A 17288-nucleotide genomic window follows, 5' to 3' on the forward strand; every position below is an offset into this window, starting at 1 on the left:
TGTCGGCGCGCCTATTCGTGGGTTTATTGCTTCATCGCGTTGATGAACTGCGGATCCTGATACAGTTCGGCTAACAGCTTGCGCACCAGCGGGTTGAATGCATTGGCCGCCGCCGGGATCGCAATGGCACCGACGAAGCTGCTGTCCCATGTGCTGGTTACTATCTTGCTGCTGCTGTAGAGGGAGCGTTCGCCTTCACGCAGGTTGAAGTCTGCGCTGATCGCACCAGTGCCGGTGCCGACTGCAGCATCCAGTTTGCTCTGACGCAAACGTACGTCTAGATGGCGCGAGGCTGACGGTTCCAGCAAACCAGCCAGGCGCAATTCATCTTCCAATGCCTTTTGTATATGTTTACTGATTGAGCCTTCCGGGCTGCGCACAGGATTTGCGCGGACGGAAACCGAGTCCTGCCCATTGTCTGCCGCGACTGTAGGTGCATTGAGTTTGGCCAGGTGGGGTTGATTTTTCAGTATCTGCACGTTATCGAAGTTTGCTTCGTAGCGTGGCATGGCGATGCCGCACCCTTGGAGAATAAGGGCGGCGATGGCGATAGCAGTAAAGCGCTTTAACATGTGAGTCCTTTCGGTTGGAGGGTAGTGGCGCGCGATGATAGCACAGTGATGGCGCATCGTCGGCCTGCTGAACGGGGAGATTGTGCGCCTGATGTTGCGATGGTGAATCGCTAGCTCTGTGCCGTCTGATGGCGCGTAGGATGGGGCTGCCACGGAGCGTCCGCTAGTTGCTGTGGGCTCAACCGGTCAACGCAAAACGCCTGCTGCTGAGATAACCCGGGCGTTTTGCTTTTGTCTTACTGGGGCAGTTTGATGTCAATGCTGCCGTACTTCTCGCGTGCCTGACGACGCGCTTGAGCTGATCTGGCTGCCTCATAAGCGGCCCGGCTCGCTTGTTGCCTAGCCAGCTCCTAATCCTGCAGTTCACGCTCAAGATCAGTGAAACTGTTGGCCTGCCAGTCCCAGCTCTGGACATAGCCTGCGTCGGGCGCAGGGGCTCCACCATATTCCAATGGTCGATCAATATAAGCCGTCATCAATCCACAGGCTCTGGCCGCCGCAAGGTCACAGTGGTGGCACGCAACCAGGCACAGTTGCTGTGGCTCCAAGCCTAGCGCCTGTGCAGTGGTGAGATAGGCAGCGGGGTCCGGTTTGTAGGTTTGCGCGAACTCCGCGCCCAGAAGGGCATCCCACTGCAAGCCGTTGTACCGGTTCAATGCAACCATCAACTCCACATTGGCATTCGACAAGGTCACAATTGGAAAGCGCTGGCGGAGCTGAGCCAGACCTTCAGGCACATCGGGCCAAGGGGCCAGACGGCGCCAGGCATGGGCGAGCTTCCACAACACATCAGGGGCGATCTGGCTGACGTCTAGGCCGTGAACTCCCAACAGCTTCTGCAACGTCTGATAGTGCAACGTGTCTAGAACAACGAATCCTCTCTGGCCGCTGACGCACTCGCGCATTGCCGGCGGATACAACTCGCGCCATTGCAATGCAAAATCCGCAGGGCTGACTGTTGGTAGGTACGTGGACAGGAACGTGCGCGTTTCACGCGCAATACTCGAGTGCCAATCAACAACTGTACTGAAGAGGTCTCCCCAGCTTCAGTAACGGCTGGCTTTAGAGTCCTGGGTAAATGTAACGGCTTTCGTAGCCAGTTATTTGGCACCGGCGACGAGAGTTGGTTTTGGCCGAGTGGGCCTCAGCCCACCCAGTCAAAATTAACCGAATCCCTCCGGTCATCGCGCCAGATACTGGACGACCCAGCGGGTGAGAGCTGGCGGTCCGAGGCGCGTGGCGATCGACAAAAAGCCCGCTTGCAGACCGACAGTCCAATGAGTCTTGTGGATGTATCGTTTGGCTGTTGCGCAGGTCCACACGGTCGAGGCGACGTCGGTCGGCGAGAGCCGAATGCCAAGTGATTTGGCGGCGGAGATGGGGCCAAAGCCCTCGGCCATTGCCGTCTTGACGAAGGTTGGCCAGATATCGCTTACGCGAATGTCGTATTTGCTCCATTCGAGATCGAGCCCCTCTGTGAATCCGCGCACGGCGAACTTGCTCGCGGAATAGGTTACCTGGTCAGGCTGGCCGTAGATCGCGGTGGCTGAGGCCATGTTGATGACGTGGGAGCGGGGTGTCTCCCGCAGGTAGCGAAATGCGCTATGGCATCCGGTGACCATCCCCTGGACGTTCACGCTAAGCATCGCGTTATGCTTGGCCAGGGGAACGGCTTCGAACTTCCCTGCTGTGAGAATGCCCGCGTTGTTGAACAGCACGTCGAGACGCTGGCCGCTGTGAGTCCAGAAATCCGCCAGCGCTCTCTGCCATGCTTCGGGATCAGTCACGTCGAGAGCGCCGGAGATGGCGTTACCCTCGCCCAGGGTTGCGGCGACCGCAGCGACGCCGTCTGCATTGACGTCGTATAGGCCAACGAACCAACCGCGTTGGGCGAACAACTCGGCGCATGCACGACCGATCCCGGATGCGGCGCCTGTTACGAAGATCGCAGGGCGCCACTTGGGATAAGCAGTTTCAACCGATTTTTGGGTTGTTTGTTTGCTCTGCGCCACGCTGGTCTGCTGTTTCATTTCTGTTGTCTCCTTCATGTACTGAAATCCCCATTCTTGAGCGCAGTGCTGGTCATAGACAGCAATGTGGGTGTCGACCTGCGCGTATTGGTTGAGGTCTGGATTCGTGCTTGCTTCCCCCCCTGCGCGCCTTGAGCACTCCAGTCTTCTGCAAGCCTGTCCAGTCGGCTTGTAGCTAGCGGTTTGGAGTCGTACCCAGTCACGAGACGTTCACGAAGCGAGCTGACGGGAGGAATATTGCGACAGTGATATAACAGTGTTATGTTTGTCAAATAACGTTGTTATTGGATTGGCAGCGGTTACCGCGCTGAGCCGATCTGATGATGGCTGGGGCTGGCAATCACCGATGGAGAGCGCGCAGCTCTTCACGCTTATCACCTGAGGGTCTTAGAGATGACGAAGACGCATGCACCGCTTGAGTGCCTTGATGTGGAAGCCAGCGGTTCTGTACTGATCGTGCGGCTCAACGGAGGTCCGCACGGGATGATGGGCCTGGCGATGGCTGAAGAGCTCGCGGTGCTCTTGGACAAGGTGGAGTCCGATGCTTCCGTCGATGCCGTGGTATTTACCGGGACTCACCCAGGCCGCTTTATTGGTCATGCCGATGTGCGTTGGCTGCAGGAGGGTGGCGCAAGTATCCCTAAGCTCGGGCGTAACGCTTCATCTGCAGTCGCTCGAACCTCGAAGGCCGTTCGTGGAACGCCGGGTCTGGAAGCACTTGCCACGCTGACACCGTTGGGCGGTGGCATGCAGCTCGACAAGCTGCACGACACTTTCCTGCGGATGAATCGCTGTGGCGTAATTTTTGTCGCGGCCCTGAATGGGTCTGCGCTAGGGCTTGGCAGCGAGTTCGCGCAAGCCTGCGACGTCCGTCTGATGGCGGATGGCGACTTTTTTATTGGTCAGCCAGAGATACTTCTGGGTATCCATCCCGGCGGCGGGGGAACTCAGCGATTGCCGCGTCTGGTCGGTGCTCATCGCGCCCTCATGTTGATGCTCGAAGGTCGGCCTGTGCCGCCGAAAAAAGCGCTCGAGATCGGTTATGTCGACGAAGTAGTCGCTCCGGATCAGTTGCTTGATCGCGCCATCGAGCAGGCCCGCTATCTGGGATCCCGCTCCAGAGGCGCCATCGAGGCCATCAAGCGTGCCGTGTACTTCGGCGGTTCCGCAACCCTGGATGAGGGGCTGCATATGGAGCGCACCGAGTTCATCAAAATCTCGCCGACCGAGACCGCACAAACATTGATGGTCGAATACCTTGAGCGCACTGCTCGCGACGGCGATCTGCCGCTGTACAACCCCGCTATTTATGCAGAAACCCTTGAGCTGGGTTCCTTGCCGTTGCCGAACGGGAGGGAGAGTAAATGAACCAGATGTCACAACCTCTCCATCAGTTCACTCGCCGGGATGTGCGTTTTGATTCGGGTGAAGCCTATTGCTCGGCCTGGCTCTACCTGCCGGAAGGGGTAGAGAAACCGCCGGTTGTGGTACTTGGGCATGGGCTCGGCGCGGTTCGCGAGATGCGCCTCGGCGCTTTTTCGGAGCGCTTTGCCGCCGCGGGCATCGCGACCCTGGCCTTTACCTACCGCTATTTCGGTGACAGCGGTGGCACGCCACGCCAGCTGATGTCGGTGAAACGCCAGCTGGCGGACTGGGATGCGGCGCTGGACTTCGTCAAAGGCTGCGCCGATGTCGATGGCAGTCGGGTTGCCGTCTGGGGCAGCTCATTTGGTGGTGGCCATGCGATCACGGTAGCCAGCCGGCATCCCGAGCTGCTGGCAGCCATCAGCCAGTGCCCCTTTACCGATGGCTTAGCCTCCGCCGCCGCGCTGGGTGTGGGCGCGTCGATGAAAATGCTGCCGGTCATTCTGCGTGACTTCGCGGCCAAGCTGTCTGGTCGACCGCCGGTGATGGTGCCCATTGCCGCAGCACCCGGCAAGCCGGCCCTGATGAATGCCCATGATGCCTTGGAGGGCTACCTGGCCCTGATCCCGGACGGGCTGACCTTCGTCAACCATGTGGCGGCGCGGGTGATTCCGGAGATCGCCACTTACCGGCCGGGACGCTCTGCCGCCAAGGTGAGGTTCCCAATCCTGTTCTGCGTCAGCACGACGGACACCGTTACACCTCCGGAGCAGACCATTGCCCTGGCACGCCGGGCACCGCATGGCGTGATCAAGCTGTATGAGGCCGGACACTTCGCCTTCTATCTGGGCGATGCCTTCGAACAGCTGGTATCGGATCAGACCCGGTTCCTGACTCAGCACCTGCTCGCTGCCCCCAGTCACTAGAACTGAGCACGCCTTACCTGCCCACTTCTTAGAGAGAACAAGAATGCGCTTTTCCAAACTTCCTGACCTGCGCGCGGCCTCGGCCCCCGACTCGCCGTGCATTGCGGATGCCACCACCCACCTGTCCAATCGGCAGTTCCATTCCCGCGTTCTCGTTGCGGCGGGGGTATTTGCCGATCTCGGTGTAGGACCGGGTGACGTTATCGCCATCATGCTGCCCAACCAGGTGGAGTTCGTCGTGGCAATGTTCGCGGCCTGGCGTCTGGGGGCGGCAGTTACGCCGATCAACCCCAGCCTCACCAGCAAGGAAGCGACCCACCAGATTACCGATTCGAGGGCAAAGCTGGTCGTCAACGAGAGCGGTGAAGCCGTGGTCGCAGACGTGCACTCCCTGTCGGTTGCCGCGCTGGACGAGGGCGGGTTGCACGCCGGTGACGCGTTCGATGATCACGCCGCGCTTGCTCTGCTGATCTATACCAGCGGCACCACCGGTCTACCCAAGGGGGTGATGCTCGATCACGCCAATATCGAAGCCATGGCGGAAATGGGGCGTCAGTCGATCAAGGTCACGGCGGCGGATCATTGCTTGCTGATGCTGCCACTGTTTCACGTCAACGGCATCGTGGTCAGCATTCTCACATCGTTGTCAGCTGGCGGCCACGTCACGATTCGCAAGCGATTTGACATCAATACTTTCTTCGGCGATGTCGAGCGGCTTCGGCCGACGTATTTCTCCGCCGTGCCGACCATCTACGCGATGCTCAACGCGTTGCCGAGTGAGGTCAAACCCGACACGTCCAGCCTGCGCTATGGCATCTGTGGTGCGGCGCCCGCATCGGCTGAACTGCTCAAGAGTTTTGAGTCTCGTTATGGCTTTCCGCTGATCGAAGGCTATGGGCTGTCCGAAGGTACCTGCGCCTCGACCATCAACCCCTTCGACGGTGTGCGCAAGGCCGGCACCGTTGGCCTGCCGTTCATTGGGCAGCGCATCGCAATTGCCGATCCGAATGGCAGGCATCTGCCGAATGGCGAAATCGGTGAGGTTCTGGTGCAGGGCCCTAACGTGATGCGTGGTTACCTGGGCAAACCTGAGGAAACGGCGAAGACAATCGTCGATGGCTGGCTGCACACCGGTGACCTTGGGCGTATCGACGAGGACGGCTACTTATCCATAGTCGGGCGTTCGAAGGAAATGATTATCCGCGGTGGCGAAAATATCTATCCGAAGGAGATCGAGGATGCGCTGGGCGATTTCCCTGGCTTGCTCGAAGCGGCGGTGATCGGTGCTCCTCACGAGACCTTCGGCGAAATCGTGATCGCCTACGTCGCATTGAGTCCTGGGTTCACGGCTTCTGCTGCTGCGCTGGATGAGCATTGCGCTAGCCGGCTGACGCGTTACAAGCGGCCGTCGACAATCAACGTCATCGACAGCCTGCCGAAGAACGCCATGGGCAAGATCGACAAGCCAAAGCTGCGGGAGCTGTGGGCCAAATTCGGGCCGAGCAATCAGTAATTCTCTGCTTGGGAATTTGGCGGCAGCAGCTCGCACGTAGAAGGGGAATGCAGCATGACCAACACCGTTTTCGACTTCGACTGGCTGGTGATCGGCTCGGGCTTCGGCGGCAGCGTCTCGGCGCTGCGCCTTGCCGAGAAGGGCTATCGCGTCGGGGTGCTCGAGCGTGGCCGGCGCTATCGCGACGAAGACCTGCCCAAGTCGACGTGGCAACTACAACGATTTTTATGGGCACCCGCGCTGGGCTTGAAGGGCGTGATGCGCATGAAGGTCTTCCGTCATGTGTTCTTCCCCAGTCAGTCGGCTGTTGGCGGTGGCAGCACCGTATACGGCGGCGTGCTGTACCGTGCCCGCCCGGAGTTCTTCGCGAACGCGCAGTGGCGCGAGCTGGGTAACTGGGACGGCCTGTTGCAGCCTCACTACGATACGGCCGAGCGCATGCTTGGCGTAAAGACCGTGCCGTTTGATTCGACCAATCAGCAACTGGCCCGAGAGATGGCGCGGCACTTTGGCGGCGAGGATAGATTTACCCGTTCGCCAACCGGTGTGTTTTTCGGCGAGCCGGGTAAGACGGTCAAGGATCCCTACTTCGGCGGCGAAGGTCCTGATCGGACTGGATGCACGCGCTGCGGCGCCTGCATGGTGGGCTGTCGCACCGGCGCGGTGAACTCGCTGGTGAAGAACTACCTATGGTTTGCCGAGAAGCGCGGCGTGCAGGTCATGGCCGAGCGCGAGGTCGTCGATGTGAGCCCGCTCGGGGCAGCCGATGGCAGTGAGGGCTACCGTGTGATCACGCAACGTCCCGGTGCCTGGTTTGCCAGAGATCGCCAGACCTATACCGCGCGTGGGGTGATCTTCGCGGGTGGAGCGTTGGGGACTAACGAATTGTTGGCCAACTGCAAGCTCGGCGGATCGCTGCCACGGCTCAGTGACCGTCTCGGTGAGTTGGTACGAACCAACAGCGAGTCGGTTTTGAATGTGCGTTTGCCCGAGGATCTCAAGACCTGGAACGATGTCACGGCCAGCAGCAGTGTCCACGTCGATCAGAATACCCATATAGAGTTTCTCACCTACGGTCGCCACGCTGACTTTATGGGCTTGATGTACACGGTCCTGGTCGGCAATGGCAACCGTTTGACGCGGCCTCTGAAATGGCTAGCCGCCATCGCGTTGCATCCGCTGCAATGGCTCAAGACGGTGTGGCCGGTGGGCTGGAGTCGGCACATGGTGACCCTGCTGGTGATGCAGACGCTGGACAACGCGATTGCGCTGCGCCCCAGGAAGCGCTGGTTGGGGCGTGGTTATCGTCTCGTCACTAAGCAGCATCGCGACAAGCCCAACCCGACGTACATCGACGTAGCTAATCAGGCTGCTCAGTGGCTGGCCCAGCGCACGGGGGGCATTGCCCAAAGCAATGTGCTGGAGGCGCTGGCCGATATCCCGACCACGGCCCATGTGTTGGGTGGTGCCGTTATCGGTGCCGACGCTGCAAACGGTGTGATTGACCAGCACCTGCACGTGTTTGGCTACCAGAACATGCTGGTCTGTGACGGTGCCGCGATGCCAGCCAATCCCGGAGTGAATCCAGCTCTGACCATCACGGCACTCGCCGAGTACGCCATGGAGCAGATTCCAGAGGCCGGCCGGGGCAGCAACGGAAATATGCATGAGCGAGGCGAGGCGGCAGTGTTGAGGCAGCCCACGGTCAGTGTTAAGCGCAGCCCTCTAGGCGAGCAGCGTGTGCCCTCGATCCAGGTTCCGCCCCTACTCCATTAATGAGCCCAATTGACGCTGAAACACGTCGAGTTGTACCGACGCTGGGCCGTCGGGTTCATCGCGACTGACTCTGATAACAAGCCGAGGTAACCGCCATGCAAGATGCCGTCATCATTTCCACCGCCCGCACGCCGATTGCCAAGGCCTTTCGCGGCGCCTTCAACGACCTCAAGTCGCCAAGCATGGCCGCTGTAGCCATCCGTGCCTCGGTCGAACGTTCCGGCATCGAGCCGGGCGAAATCGAAGACTTGGTGATGGGGGTCGCCATGCAGGGCGGCACCGCGTCGACCAACCTGGCGCGCTTGTCGCTGCTGGCCGCCGGCCTGCCGCTCTCCGTCAGCGGGCAGACCATCGACCGCCAGTGCGCGTCCGGCCTGATGGCCATCTCCATCGCCGCCAAGCAGATTATGGTCGACGGCATGCAGGTCACCGTCGGTGCCGGCCAGGAGCAGATCAGCCTGGTGCAGAACACCCACATGAAGTGGGCCGCCAGCGACTACGACCCGAACGTGGTGAATATGGCCGAGCACGCCTACATGCCGATGCTGCAGACCGCCGAGCTGGTTGCCAAGCGCTACGGCATCAGCCGCGAGGCCCAGGACGCCTACTCCCTGCAGTCGCAGCAGCGCACCGCCGCCGCCCAGGCCGCTGGCCTGTTCGCCAACGAGATCGTGCCGGTCAGCGCGCGCAAGAAGCTGGTGGATAAAGAAACCGGCGCAGTCAGCTTCGAAGAGGTCACCCTCAGCATCGACGAAGGCAACCGCCCGCAGACCGTGCTGGGTGACCTGACCAAGCTCAAGCCGGTGATCGAAGGCGGCTGCATCACCGCCGGCAACGCCAGCCAACTGTCCGACGGCGCCAGCGCCAGCGTGCTGATGAGCGGCGCCCTGGCCGCCCAGCGTGGTATCCAGCCGCTGGGCCTGTACCGCGGCATCGCCGTGGCCGGTCTGGCTCCGGAGGAAATGGGCATCGGCCCGGTGTTCGCCGTACCGAAACTGCTCAAGCAGCACGGCCTGACCGTCGACGACATCGGCCTGTGGGAACTTAACGAAGCCTTCGCCTGCCAGGTGCTGTACAGCGCCCAGAAGCTCGGCATCGACCCGGCCAAGCTGAACGTCAACGGCGGTGCCATCTCCATCGGCCACCCCTACGGCATGAGCGGTGCGCGCATGGTCGGCCACGCCCTGCTGGAAGGTAAGCGGCGCGGCGTGAAGTATGTGGTGATCACCATGTGCGTCGGCGGCGGCATGGGCGCGGCGGGGCTGTTCGAAGTGCTCTAAAGAGCTCTTGACGATCTTTTGAGCAGTCGTACGCATTTCGAGTGGCTTTGGCGGCAGCGTCAGGGCTGCTCTTTTGTGACCGGTAACAGTCGCGCCTGGACGACTGCTCTTCGCACTAAACGACAACGACACTACTGGCCAGAAAAACAAAAAAACGGCGTGGCTTTGCTGCGCTGCGAGGAGAAAGCTGTGTTGAGAAGTATTGCAGTTCTGCTGCTGACGGTTTTTGCGCTGCAGGCGCAAGCCAAGGTCGATGCTGTCCAGGCCAGTCGCCTCGGTGGCGATCTCACCCCGCTGGGCGGTGAACGTGGCGGCAATGCCGCGGGCACTATCCCGGCCTGGGCGGGTTTGGCGCAACCCATCGCCGGTTACCAAGCCGGCATGCACCATCCCGATCCCTATGCCGGCGATACCGTGCAATATGTGGTCAACAGCAAGAACCTCGGCCAATACCAGGCGCTGTTGCCGCTGGGGCTGAAGACGCTGTTGGAGAGCAACCCCGACTACTTCCTGCGGGTATTCCCCACTCGCCGCAGTGCGGCGGCGCCGCAACGCATCTATGACGCCACGCGTCTCAATGCGCTTAACGCCGAGCTGATCTCCGGTGGTAACGGCGTGCAGGGCGTTGCCGCCGGGGTTCCCTTCCCGCTGCCGCAAACGGGGCAGGAAGCCATCTGGAACCACATCATGCGTTACCGTGGCGAGCAGACTCACTTCGTCACCAATCAGGCGGCGGTACTCTCCAGCGGCGGCTACAGCCTGCTCAAGCTCGAGCGCGACCTCTACTTTCGCTACGGTCGCGAGGGCGTCAGCCCGAAGGATCTGGATAACACCCTGTTCTTCTACAAGTACAAGGTGATCGCCCCGGCCAAGCTGGCGGGTTCGGCCCTGGTGGTGCAAGAACCCCTCGATCAGGTGTTGTCGATCCGTAAGGCCTGGCGCTTTAACCGGGGTGAGCGGCGCGTGCGGCGGCTGCCGATGCTGGCGTTCGATAGCCTGCAGCCGGATACCTATGGCATGGTTACCGCCGACATGGTCGACTCCTACAACGGCGCGCCGGATCGCTACGACTGGCAACTGCTCGGCAAGCAGGAACTGTTGGTGCCCTATAACAGCTACGCGGTGCACCAGAAAGGCATTCCCTACGCGAGCATTCTGCAAGCCAAGAGCGTCAACCCCGAGCTGCTGCGTTACGAGCTGCACCGCGTCTGGGTGGTCGAGGCGGCTCTGCGCACGGGCTTCAGGCACCCTTATGCCAAGCGCCGCTTCTACCTGGATGAGGACAGCTGGCAGATCCTCGCGGTCGACCTCTACGACAAGCACGGCGAGCTGATTGGTCTGCAAGAGAGTCATCCGATCAGCTATTACGACGTGCCGATGTTTGGCAGCACCCTGGAGACCGTCTACGACTTCCAGGGCCAGCGTTATTTCGCCGATGGCCTGGATAACAACGAGCCGATGTACGACTTCCACGCGCCGCTCAGCCCGGGCGATTTCACCCCGCAGGCGTTGCGCCGCGAAGGTAACTGAGGCCGCGTCGACTGAATGAAAAAACGCCCTCGAGGCAAGATGTTCGCTTAACGTGTTGATGGACTGAGCTGAAAGGCTTGCCCTGCCTGGGCCGGAAAAGAAAAAACCCTCGGAAGATATTTTCTCCGGGGGTTTTCTGTTTCTAGGCCCCGCGCTAGACGGGGTTATGCAGTTCGCTGCATTTGGTGAACCGAACTTCTTTGGTCAGTTTTTCTCGCGGTCTGCCCACCCGGCAATGACATCAGCGGTAGAGGACTCTGCGCGTGCGCGCGTCGCTCCCATGCCGACAACCACGTTGTTGCACATCGGCACCAGGATTTCCGCCGGAGGATTGGCCACCCCTGCGAATTGACCAGCGAGTTCGAGCATGATGAATCCATGCGCGGCACTCCACAGCTGTAACGCAATGAGGGCTGGATCGATCTTGCGGACGTGTTTCGCTTCAACCAGGCGGGTGCAGGTTTTCACCAGAACGGCATAGGTCACCTTAAATGCCGCCGAGTGTCCGCCAGCAACTGGCGTCGTGGGGCAGCGTGAGGGGCTGTATCTGCCTTCGATGGAGAGACCGAACATCAAGTCGTACAGGTGGGGGTTGCTTCGTGCGAAGTCTCTGCACGCCAGAACCATCGTACACAGGTCAGTGATCGGATTCTCCGTAGCTGTAACCCGCACGAATACGCTAGTCAGCCGCTTGAATCCTTCGTCGGCCACTGCTTGAAGCAGTTCCGGAACGCCGCCGAGGTGCGTGTAGACCCCCATGGTTGAGAGGCCCGCTTCGCTTGCTACCGAGCGGGCCTTGACTTCGGATGGGCCGTTCGTTGCGAGCAGGCGGATGGCTGCCTCGACCAGACGGGTGCGTACATCAGGGAGAGAGGTATCGGTAGACATATTGCAATGGTGCCATAACGGCGTTATGTTGATCAAATAACAGTGTTATTGTTTTTGGCAAATTTCTGCTGCCAGGTAGGGAGTCGGCGATTGCATCACGACCATCCTATAACGTTGTTATTGCTTCGGGTCGGCAGCAAGCTCAGGGCAGGGCTGATGGCGGCAGGAGCTGGAAATTACCGATGGAGAGCGTCCTTGCCCTCCAGGCTTATCACCAGAGGATCTACGAGATGACGAAGACGTATGCGCCACCGCTGTTGGGCGCGGCGAAGCTTGGTAACACCTTTGGCTCCACTCTAGCGAGCTTCAGGCCGCACCTGCTGGCCACTGCCGTTGCCCTGGGCGGCTCTACCCAGGCTGTCGCGATGGAGTTCAATCTTGGCGAGGTCGAAGGCAAGTTCGACTCCTCGCTATCCGTGGGGGCCAGTTGGTCGGCACGCGGTGCCGATCCCGACATGATCGGTGCCCGCAATGGCGGTCAAGCCTCTTCGCAGACCAACGATGACGGGCGTCTGAACTTCAAGAAGGGCGAAACCTTCTCGAAGATCTTCAAGGGCATTCACGACCTTGAGTTGAAGTATGGCGACACCGGTGTGTTCGTCCGCGGCAAGTACTGGTACGACTTCGAGTTGAAGGACGAGCACCGTCTGCTCTATGACATCGACGACCACAACCGCAAGGAGGCGGCTCAGGCTTCCGGCGCGCAGATCCTCGATGCCTTCCTCTACCACAACTACAACATCGCCGAGCTGCCAGGTTCGGTGCGTCTGGGTAAGCAGGTGGTGAGCTGGGGCGAGAGCACCTTTCTGCTGAACGGTATTAACTCGATCAATCCGGTTGACGTTGCAGCTTTCCGCCGCCCCGGAGCCGAGATCAAGGAAGGCCTGATTCCGGTCAATATGCTTTATGTGTCCCAGGGCCTGACCGACTCGCTGTCCGCCGAAGCGTTCTACCAGTTGGAGTGGGATCAGACCGTACTGGACAACTGCGGCACCTTTTTCACGGGAACCGATGTGCTCGCCGATGGCTGTGACCAGCGCCTGGCATTCTCCGGCTCCGACCGCAACCCCGATCCGGCTGCCGGCTACCGCTATGTGGGTCGTATTGGCGACCGCGATGCGCGGGATGGTGGGCAGTATGGGGTAGCCCTGCGCTGGTTTGCCGAGCAGCTGAACAGTACCGAGTTCGGCCTGTATGCCCTGAACTACCACAGCCGCACGCCGATCTTCAGCACCGTGATCGGGGCCGCGCCCTTCGCCGCCGATCCGGTAACCGGCGAGGCCTCCGCCAAGTACTTTGCCGAATACCCCGAAGATATTCGGCTGTACGGCCTGAGCTTCTCCACCACGGCGGGCTCAACAGCCATTTCTGGCGAGATCAGCCATCGACCCAATATGCCGCTGCAGTTGAACTCGACCGACCTGACCCTGGGGGCGGTAGTGCCTTTGGGCTTTCTGGGGAACCCCGTGTTTACCAGTGGGCATGCCGCCACCACCGCTGGCGACGAGATTCATGGCTATGTCCGCAAACCATTCACCCAAGCCCAGGTCACCGCTGTCCAGTTCATCGATCAAGTCATGGGCGCCGATCGTCTGACCTTGGTGGGCGAGGTCGGTTACAGCCATATCGGCGACATCAGCCAAAACGAGCTGCGCTTCGGTCGAGATGCAGTTTTCGGTAGCGGCGAGGTCCCCGGTGGATTCTGCACGGCCTTGAACGCTGACAATCCTGATGAGTGCAACGACAAGGGCTTCTTTACCTCGACGTCCTGGGGCTACAGCGCCCGAGCCATTTTGGATTACCCGGACGTCGCCGCAGGCATCAACCTGAGACCGAACCTCTCCTGGTCGCATGACGTGGATGGCTATGGTCCGACGTTCACCGAGGGCAACAAGGCCATCAGCCTGGGGCTGGACGCCGAGTACCTGAACACCTACACCGCCAGCCTTTCCTACACCGACTTCTTCGGCGGCGAGTACAACACCAACGTTGACCGCGACTTCGTGGCACTCAGCGTTGGCGTGAATTTTTAAGCGCCCTGGAACATTGAGGAACGATCACCCATGAAAACAATAAGTCTCTTGCTGCAATCCGGTGCTCTGGCGCTGTCTCTGCTGGCCTCCAGCGTGATGGCTGCCGTATCGGCTGATGAAGCTGCCAAACTGGGATCCACGCTGACCCCGATCGGGGCCGAGAAGGCCGGCAATGCAGATGGCTCTATCCCCGAGTGGACGGGCGGTTTACCGCAGAACGCCGGTGCCGTCGATGCCAAAGGATTCCTGGCCGATCCGTTCGCCGACGAGCAGCCACTGTTCACCATCACCGCGCAGAATCTCGATCAGTACAAGGACAAGTTGACCCCGGGGCAGATTGCGCTGCTCAAGCGCTACCCGAGCAGCTACAAAATGCCGGTGTACAAGACCCATCGCTCCGCCAGCGTACCGCAAAGCGTGCTGGCTGAAGCCAAGTCCAACGCGGTCAACACCAGGCTGGTCGAAGGTGGCAATGGTCTGGAGAACTTCCATAACTCCTACGCCTTTCCAATTCCACAGAATGGTTTGGAAGTGATCTGGAACCACATCACCCGTTACCGTGGCGGCTCTGTCAGGCGTCTGTTGGCCCAGGCCATGCCGCAGGTAAATGGCTCCTACAACCTGGTGACCATGCAGGACGACTTCGCCTGGCCCATCAGCCTCACCAAAAACGATCCGAGCGAGGCAAGTAACGTGCTGTTCTACTATAAGCAGCGCGTGACCGGGCCTGCTCGGCTGGCCGGTGATGTGCTGCTGGTGCACGAAACCATCAATCAGGTGAAGGAGCCGCGTCTGGCCTGGCTGTACAACGCCGGTCAGCGTCGCGTGCGCCGTGCCCCGCAGGCAGCCTACGATGGCCCGGGTACTGCCGCCGACGGCCTTGGCGTTACCGACAACCTGGATCTCTACAATGGTGCGCCAGACCGTTACGAGTGGAAGCTGAGCGGCAAGAAGGAAATCTACATTCCTTACAACAGCTACAAGCTCGACTCGCCGCAGCTGAAGTACGACGACATCGTCAGAGCGGGTCACATCAACCAGGATCTGACCCGTTACGAGCTGCATCGGGTCTGGCATGTGACTGCCACCTTGAAACCCGGTGCGCGTCACATCTACGCCAAGCGTGATTACTTCATCGACGAGGACACCTGGCAGATCGCCGAAGCTGACCACTATGACGGTCGCGGCGACCTGTGGCGCGTCGGTGAGGGCCACTCCCAGTTCTACTATCACAAGCAAGTGCCCTGGTACACGATGGAAGCCCTGTACGAGCTGACCTCCGGTCGTTACCTGGCTGTCGGTATGAAGAACGAGGAGAAACGGTCTTACGATTTTGGCGGGGCGACGATGGCGGGCGACTATACCCCAGCGGCTCTACGCCAAACCGGCGTGCGCTGAGTTTGTAGATGAGTTAAGGCGGGCTGCGCAGCAGCTTCTTGGTGGTGCACCCGGTAGGGTGCATCCACTTTACGGGCGCGAGGCCCAACAAGGTAGTGCTGTGGGTCAGCTCTCATGGGAGGGGCAGGCCAATAGTTATCAGCCTGGCGTGGATGCTGCGAGCGTTCCATCGAGTGAGCAGGTGATCCAGGTCATCAGGTGGCGTGGAAGCAAGCGATCCTTGCTTTGGGTTCGGCCCACTGTGTTCATTTCGACGGTGGCTTTGGTCTGTTCTGTTCGCTCAAGCTGCACCGGCCGCAGCGTTTTTTCGGCAAGCCACTGCCTGACACTGCGGCACCGTTTTACTCCGAGCCACATTGATAGTTACACCTCTGTAAAGAGCAGGGTTGCCAACCTTGAGTGGAACTATATATGATGACCGTCATGCAGATACCCAAACGAACTCCTCGTGGTCGTAAAGAAGTCACACACGAACGCATCGTTGAGGTTGCCGCGCGCGCCATTCGGCGCAGCGGATACGGCGGTACCGGCGTTGCTGACATCATGAAAGAGGCCGGGCTGACGCATGGCGGCTTCTACGCCCACTTCGCATCGCGCGAGGCTCTGCTCGCCGAGGCTGCTGACCGTGCCGGCGCCGAGGCTGTCGCAGCGGCGGCGCACATCGCCGCTGCGGCACCACCAGCGCAGGCCCTGTCGGCTCTGGTGCGTAGCTATCTCTCGAAGGCGCATTTGGAAGGCGTTGAGATGGGTTGTCCGATTGCTGCCCTCGGCTCGGAGATGCCGCGCCAGGCACCTGAGGTGCGGCGCGTGGCCACCTGCCGGATCAAGGAGATGATCGATGTTGTTGCCCGTCAGTTGCCTGACTGGGGACAGCCAGGCGCACACGAGCATGCACTCGTAACTGTGGCCACGATGGTCGGCACACTGTTGCTGGCGCGTGCGGTCGATGACCCGAAACTCTCCGATGCATTGCTTGAGGCGACGCTGAAGCACCTCGCGCCAGGTGCAGACTAATTCGATCTGTGCTCCACGCCGGCCTTTTTTATGAGTAAAAATATGATGCGCGTCATATCTGCAGTCTCGCGGTGACCAAGCCCGCCTCCCCACTGGGAGGCATTCCATGAGGTTCGAGAGGAAGGACATGATGAAAAGCAAGATAGCGCTCGTTACGGGCGCCTCGTCAGGCATTGGCGAAGCCACGGCAAAGCGACTCGCGGGGGCAGGCTATAAGGTCTATGGCACTAGCAGGCGGGGAGCTCAAGCGGGTCAGCGACCATTCGAGATGCTGCCGCTCGACGTGACCAGCGATGAGTCTGTCGAAGCCGTCGTCAGAGAGGTGATACGCCTGGAGGGGAGGATCGACCTGCTGGTGAACAATGCCGGCTTTGGTGTCGCCCCAGCGGGGGCGGAGGAGAGTTCGATTGAGCAGGCCCGAGCGATCTTCGACACCAACTTCTTCGGCATTGTCCGTATGACCCGCGCCGTCGTGCCCTACATGCGACAGCAGGGGAGTGGCCACATCATCAACATCGGCTCCGTGCTGGGCTTCTTGCCGATGCCGTACATGGCGCTTTATGCGGCCACCAAACATGCGGTCGAGGGTTACTCGGAATCACTCGATCATGAGCTGCGCACCTTCGGCATCCGGGTTTCGGTCATCGAGCCCGCGAGCACGAACACCCAGTTCGACGCGAACCTGCTGGAGCCCGACGCCAAGCTCGATGAGTACCGCGAGATCCGTGCGTTTATGGGCAAAAAGATGCAGAAGCTCGTCGAGGCTGGTGATCCGCCTGGCGTCGTGGCCGACACCGTGCTGCAGGCCGCCCTCGCGGCCCGCCCGAAACTCCGCTACGCCGCTGGTAGACGCGCCAGCTTCGTGCACTTCCTACGCAGGTTCGCACCCGCTGGCGTGATGGATAGCGGGATTCGCAAGGATCTGGGACTCGACGCCTAAACCGCGTCCCTTGGCAGCACAGT

13 protein-coding genes and 1 pseudogene are annotated in these 17288 nt (G+C 60.4%); 10 read left to right on the forward strand and 4 right to left on the reverse strand.

All coding sequences use genetic code 11. The features are described from left to right. Positions 1 to 23: 23 nt before the first annotated feature. From FFS13_RS06690 to FFS13_RS06700, 3 genes and pseudogenes are all read right to left on the reverse strand, one after another. Positions 24 to 572 (reverse strand): hypothetical protein, encoded by a 549-nt coding sequence (locus FFS13_RS06690; RefSeq protein WP_137818325.1) that lies wholly within the window; start codon positions 570 to 572, stop codon positions 24 to 26. A 350-nt stretch (positions 573 to 922) separates the two neighbouring features. Then, a pseudogene (locus tag FFS13_RS06695) lies at positions 923 to 1597 on the reverse strand (haloacid dehalogenase type II); the annotation flags it as partial. A 156-nt stretch (positions 1598 to 1753) separates the two neighbouring features. Then, positions 1754 to 2602 (reverse strand): SDR family oxidoreductase, encoded by an 849-nt coding sequence (locus FFS13_RS06700; RefSeq protein ID WP_137818327.1) that lies wholly within the window; start codon positions 2600 to 2602, stop codon positions 1754 to 1756. A gap of 393 nt (positions 2603 to 2995) precedes the next feature. On the opposite strand from FFS13_RS06700, the gene FFS13_RS06705 reads away from it, so the two are divergent. The 6 genes from FFS13_RS06705 (at position 2996) to FFS13_RS06730 (ending at position 10992) form a co-directional block, all read left to right on the forward strand. Then, positions 2996 to 3970 carry an enoyl-CoA hydratase/isomerase family protein gene (locus tag FFS13_RS06705; RefSeq protein ID WP_137818328.1) on the forward strand — a complete coding sequence of 325 codons (975 nt, stop codon included), beginning with the start codon at positions 2996 to 2998 and terminating at the stop codon, positions 3968 to 3970. Continuing rightward, positions 3967 to 4893 (forward strand): alpha/beta hydrolase, encoded by a 927-nt coding sequence (locus tag FFS13_RS06710; protein WP_218568600.1) that lies wholly within the window; start codon positions 3967 to 3969, stop codon positions 4891 to 4893. The genes FFS13_RS06705 and FFS13_RS06710 overlap by 4 nt, the downstream gene beginning before the upstream one ends. Before the next feature lie 43 nt (positions 4894 to 4936). After that, the gene (locus tag FFS13_RS06715; protein WP_137818329.1) at positions 4937 to 6406 is read left to right on the forward strand and encodes a class I adenylate-forming enzyme family protein; all 1470 of its coding nucleotides are present in this window, start codon (positions 4937 to 4939) and stop codon (positions 6404 to 6406) included. A 54-nt stretch (positions 6407 to 6460) separates the two neighbouring features. Further along, positions 6461 to 8182, forward strand: a complete 1722-nt coding sequence (locus tag FFS13_RS06720; RefSeq protein WP_137818330.1) for a GMC oxidoreductase — start codon at positions 6461 to 6463, stop codon at positions 8180 to 8182. Positions 8183 to 8277: 95 nt separating this feature from the next. Next, positions 8278 to 9462 carry an acetyl-CoA C-acyltransferase gene (locus FFS13_RS06725; RefSeq protein ID WP_137818331.1) on the forward strand — a complete coding sequence of 395 codons (1185 nt, stop codon included), beginning with the start codon at positions 8278 to 8280 and terminating at the stop codon, positions 9460 to 9462. A gap of 189 nt (positions 9463 to 9651) precedes the next feature. Next, positions 9652 to 10992, forward strand: coding sequence for a DUF1329 domain-containing protein (locus FFS13_RS06730; protein WP_137818332.1), 1341 nt, complete (start codon positions 9652 to 9654; stop codon positions 10990 to 10992). Positions 10993 to 11196: 204 nt separating this feature from the next. On the opposite strand, the gene FFS13_RS06735 is transcribed toward FFS13_RS06730, so the two are convergent. Further along, positions 11197 to 11880, reverse strand: a complete 684-nt coding sequence (locus FFS13_RS06735) for a TetR/AcrR family transcriptional regulator (RefSeq protein ID WP_137818333.1) — start codon at positions 11878 to 11880, stop codon at positions 11197 to 11199. Between the two features lie 230 nt (positions 11881 to 12110). On the opposite strand from FFS13_RS06735, the gene FFS13_RS06740 reads away from it, so the two are divergent. From FFS13_RS06740 to FFS13_RS06755, 4 genes are all read left to right on the forward strand, one after another. Beyond that, on the forward strand, positions 12111 to 13913 hold the full coding sequence (locus FFS13_RS06740) for a DUF1302 domain-containing protein (RefSeq protein WP_371922937.1): 1803 nt from the start codon (positions 12111 to 12113) through the stop codon (positions 13911 to 13913). 30 nt (positions 13914 to 13943) lie between these two features. Then, positions 13944 to 15311 (forward strand): DUF1329 domain-containing protein, encoded by a 1368-nt coding sequence (locus tag FFS13_RS06745; protein WP_137818334.1) that lies wholly within the window; start codon positions 13944 to 13946, stop codon positions 15309 to 15311. Between the two features lie 411 nt (positions 15312 to 15722). Continuing rightward, positions 15723 to 16325 carry a TetR/AcrR family transcriptional regulator gene (locus FFS13_RS06750; RefSeq protein WP_137818335.1) on the forward strand — a complete coding sequence of 201 codons (603 nt, stop codon included), beginning with the start codon at positions 15723 to 15725 and terminating at the stop codon, positions 16323 to 16325. A 130-nt stretch (positions 16326 to 16455) separates the two neighbouring features. Then, complete coding sequence (locus FFS13_RS06755) at positions 16456 to 17265, forward strand: oxidoreductase (RefSeq protein WP_137818336.1); 810 nt, start codon at positions 16456 to 16458, stop codon at positions 17263 to 17265. The last annotated feature ends 23 nt before the right edge of the window (positions 17266 to 17288 follow it).

It is taken from the genome of Pseudomonas sp. 2FG (assembly GCF_005502935.1).
Classification (GTDB): Bacteria; Pseudomonadota; Gammaproteobacteria; order Pseudomonadales; family Pseudomonadaceae; genus Aquipseudomonas.

Bases quoted from the DNA above. Each gene is read 5' to 3' on its own strand.
- FFS13_RS06725 (WP_137818331.1), top strand. From the start codon at position 8,278: ATGCAAGATGCCGTCATCATTTCCACCGCCCGCACGCCGATTGCCAAG.
- FFS13_RS06735 (WP_137818333.1), bottom strand. From the start codon at position 11,880: ATGTCTACCGATACCTCTCTCCCTGATGTACGCACCCGTCTGGTCGAG.
- FFS13_RS06720 (WP_137818330.1), top strand. From the start codon at position 6,461: ATGACCAACACCGTTTTCGACTTCGACTGGCTGGTGATCGGCTCGGGC.
- FFS13_RS06745 (WP_137818334.1), top strand. From the start codon at position 13,944: ATGAAAACAATAAGTCTCTTGCTGCAATCCGGTGCTCTGGCGCTGTCT.
- FFS13_RS06705 (WP_137818328.1), top strand. From the start codon at position 2,996: ATGACGAAGACGCATGCACCGCTTGAGTGCCTTGATGTGGAAGCCAGC.
- FFS13_RS06740 (WP_371922937.1), top strand. From the start codon at position 12,111: ATGACGAAGACGTATGCGCCACCGCTGTTGGGCGCGGCGAAGCTTGGT.
- FFS13_RS06690 (WP_137818325.1), bottom strand. From the start codon at position 572: ATGTTAAAGCGCTTTACTGCTATCGCCATCGCCGCCCTTATTCTCCAA.
- FFS13_RS06710 (WP_218568600.1), top strand. From the start codon at position 3,967: ATGAACCAGATGTCACAACCTCTCCATCAGTTCACTCGCCGGGATGTG.
- FFS13_RS06700 (WP_137818327.1), bottom strand. From the start codon at position 2,602: ATGAAACAGCAGACCAGCGTGGCGCAGAGCAAACAAACAACCCAAAAA.
- FFS13_RS06750 (WP_137818335.1), top strand. From the start codon at position 15,723: ATGATGACCGTCATGCAGATACCCAAACGAACTCCTCGTGGTCGTAAA.
- FFS13_RS06755 (WP_137818336.1), top strand. From the start codon at position 16,456: ATGAAAAGCAAGATAGCGCTCGTTACGGGCGCCTCGTCAGGCATTGGC.
- FFS13_RS06715 (WP_137818329.1), top strand. From the start codon at position 4,937: ATGCGCTTTTCCAAACTTCCTGACCTGCGCGCGGCCTCGGCCCCCGAC.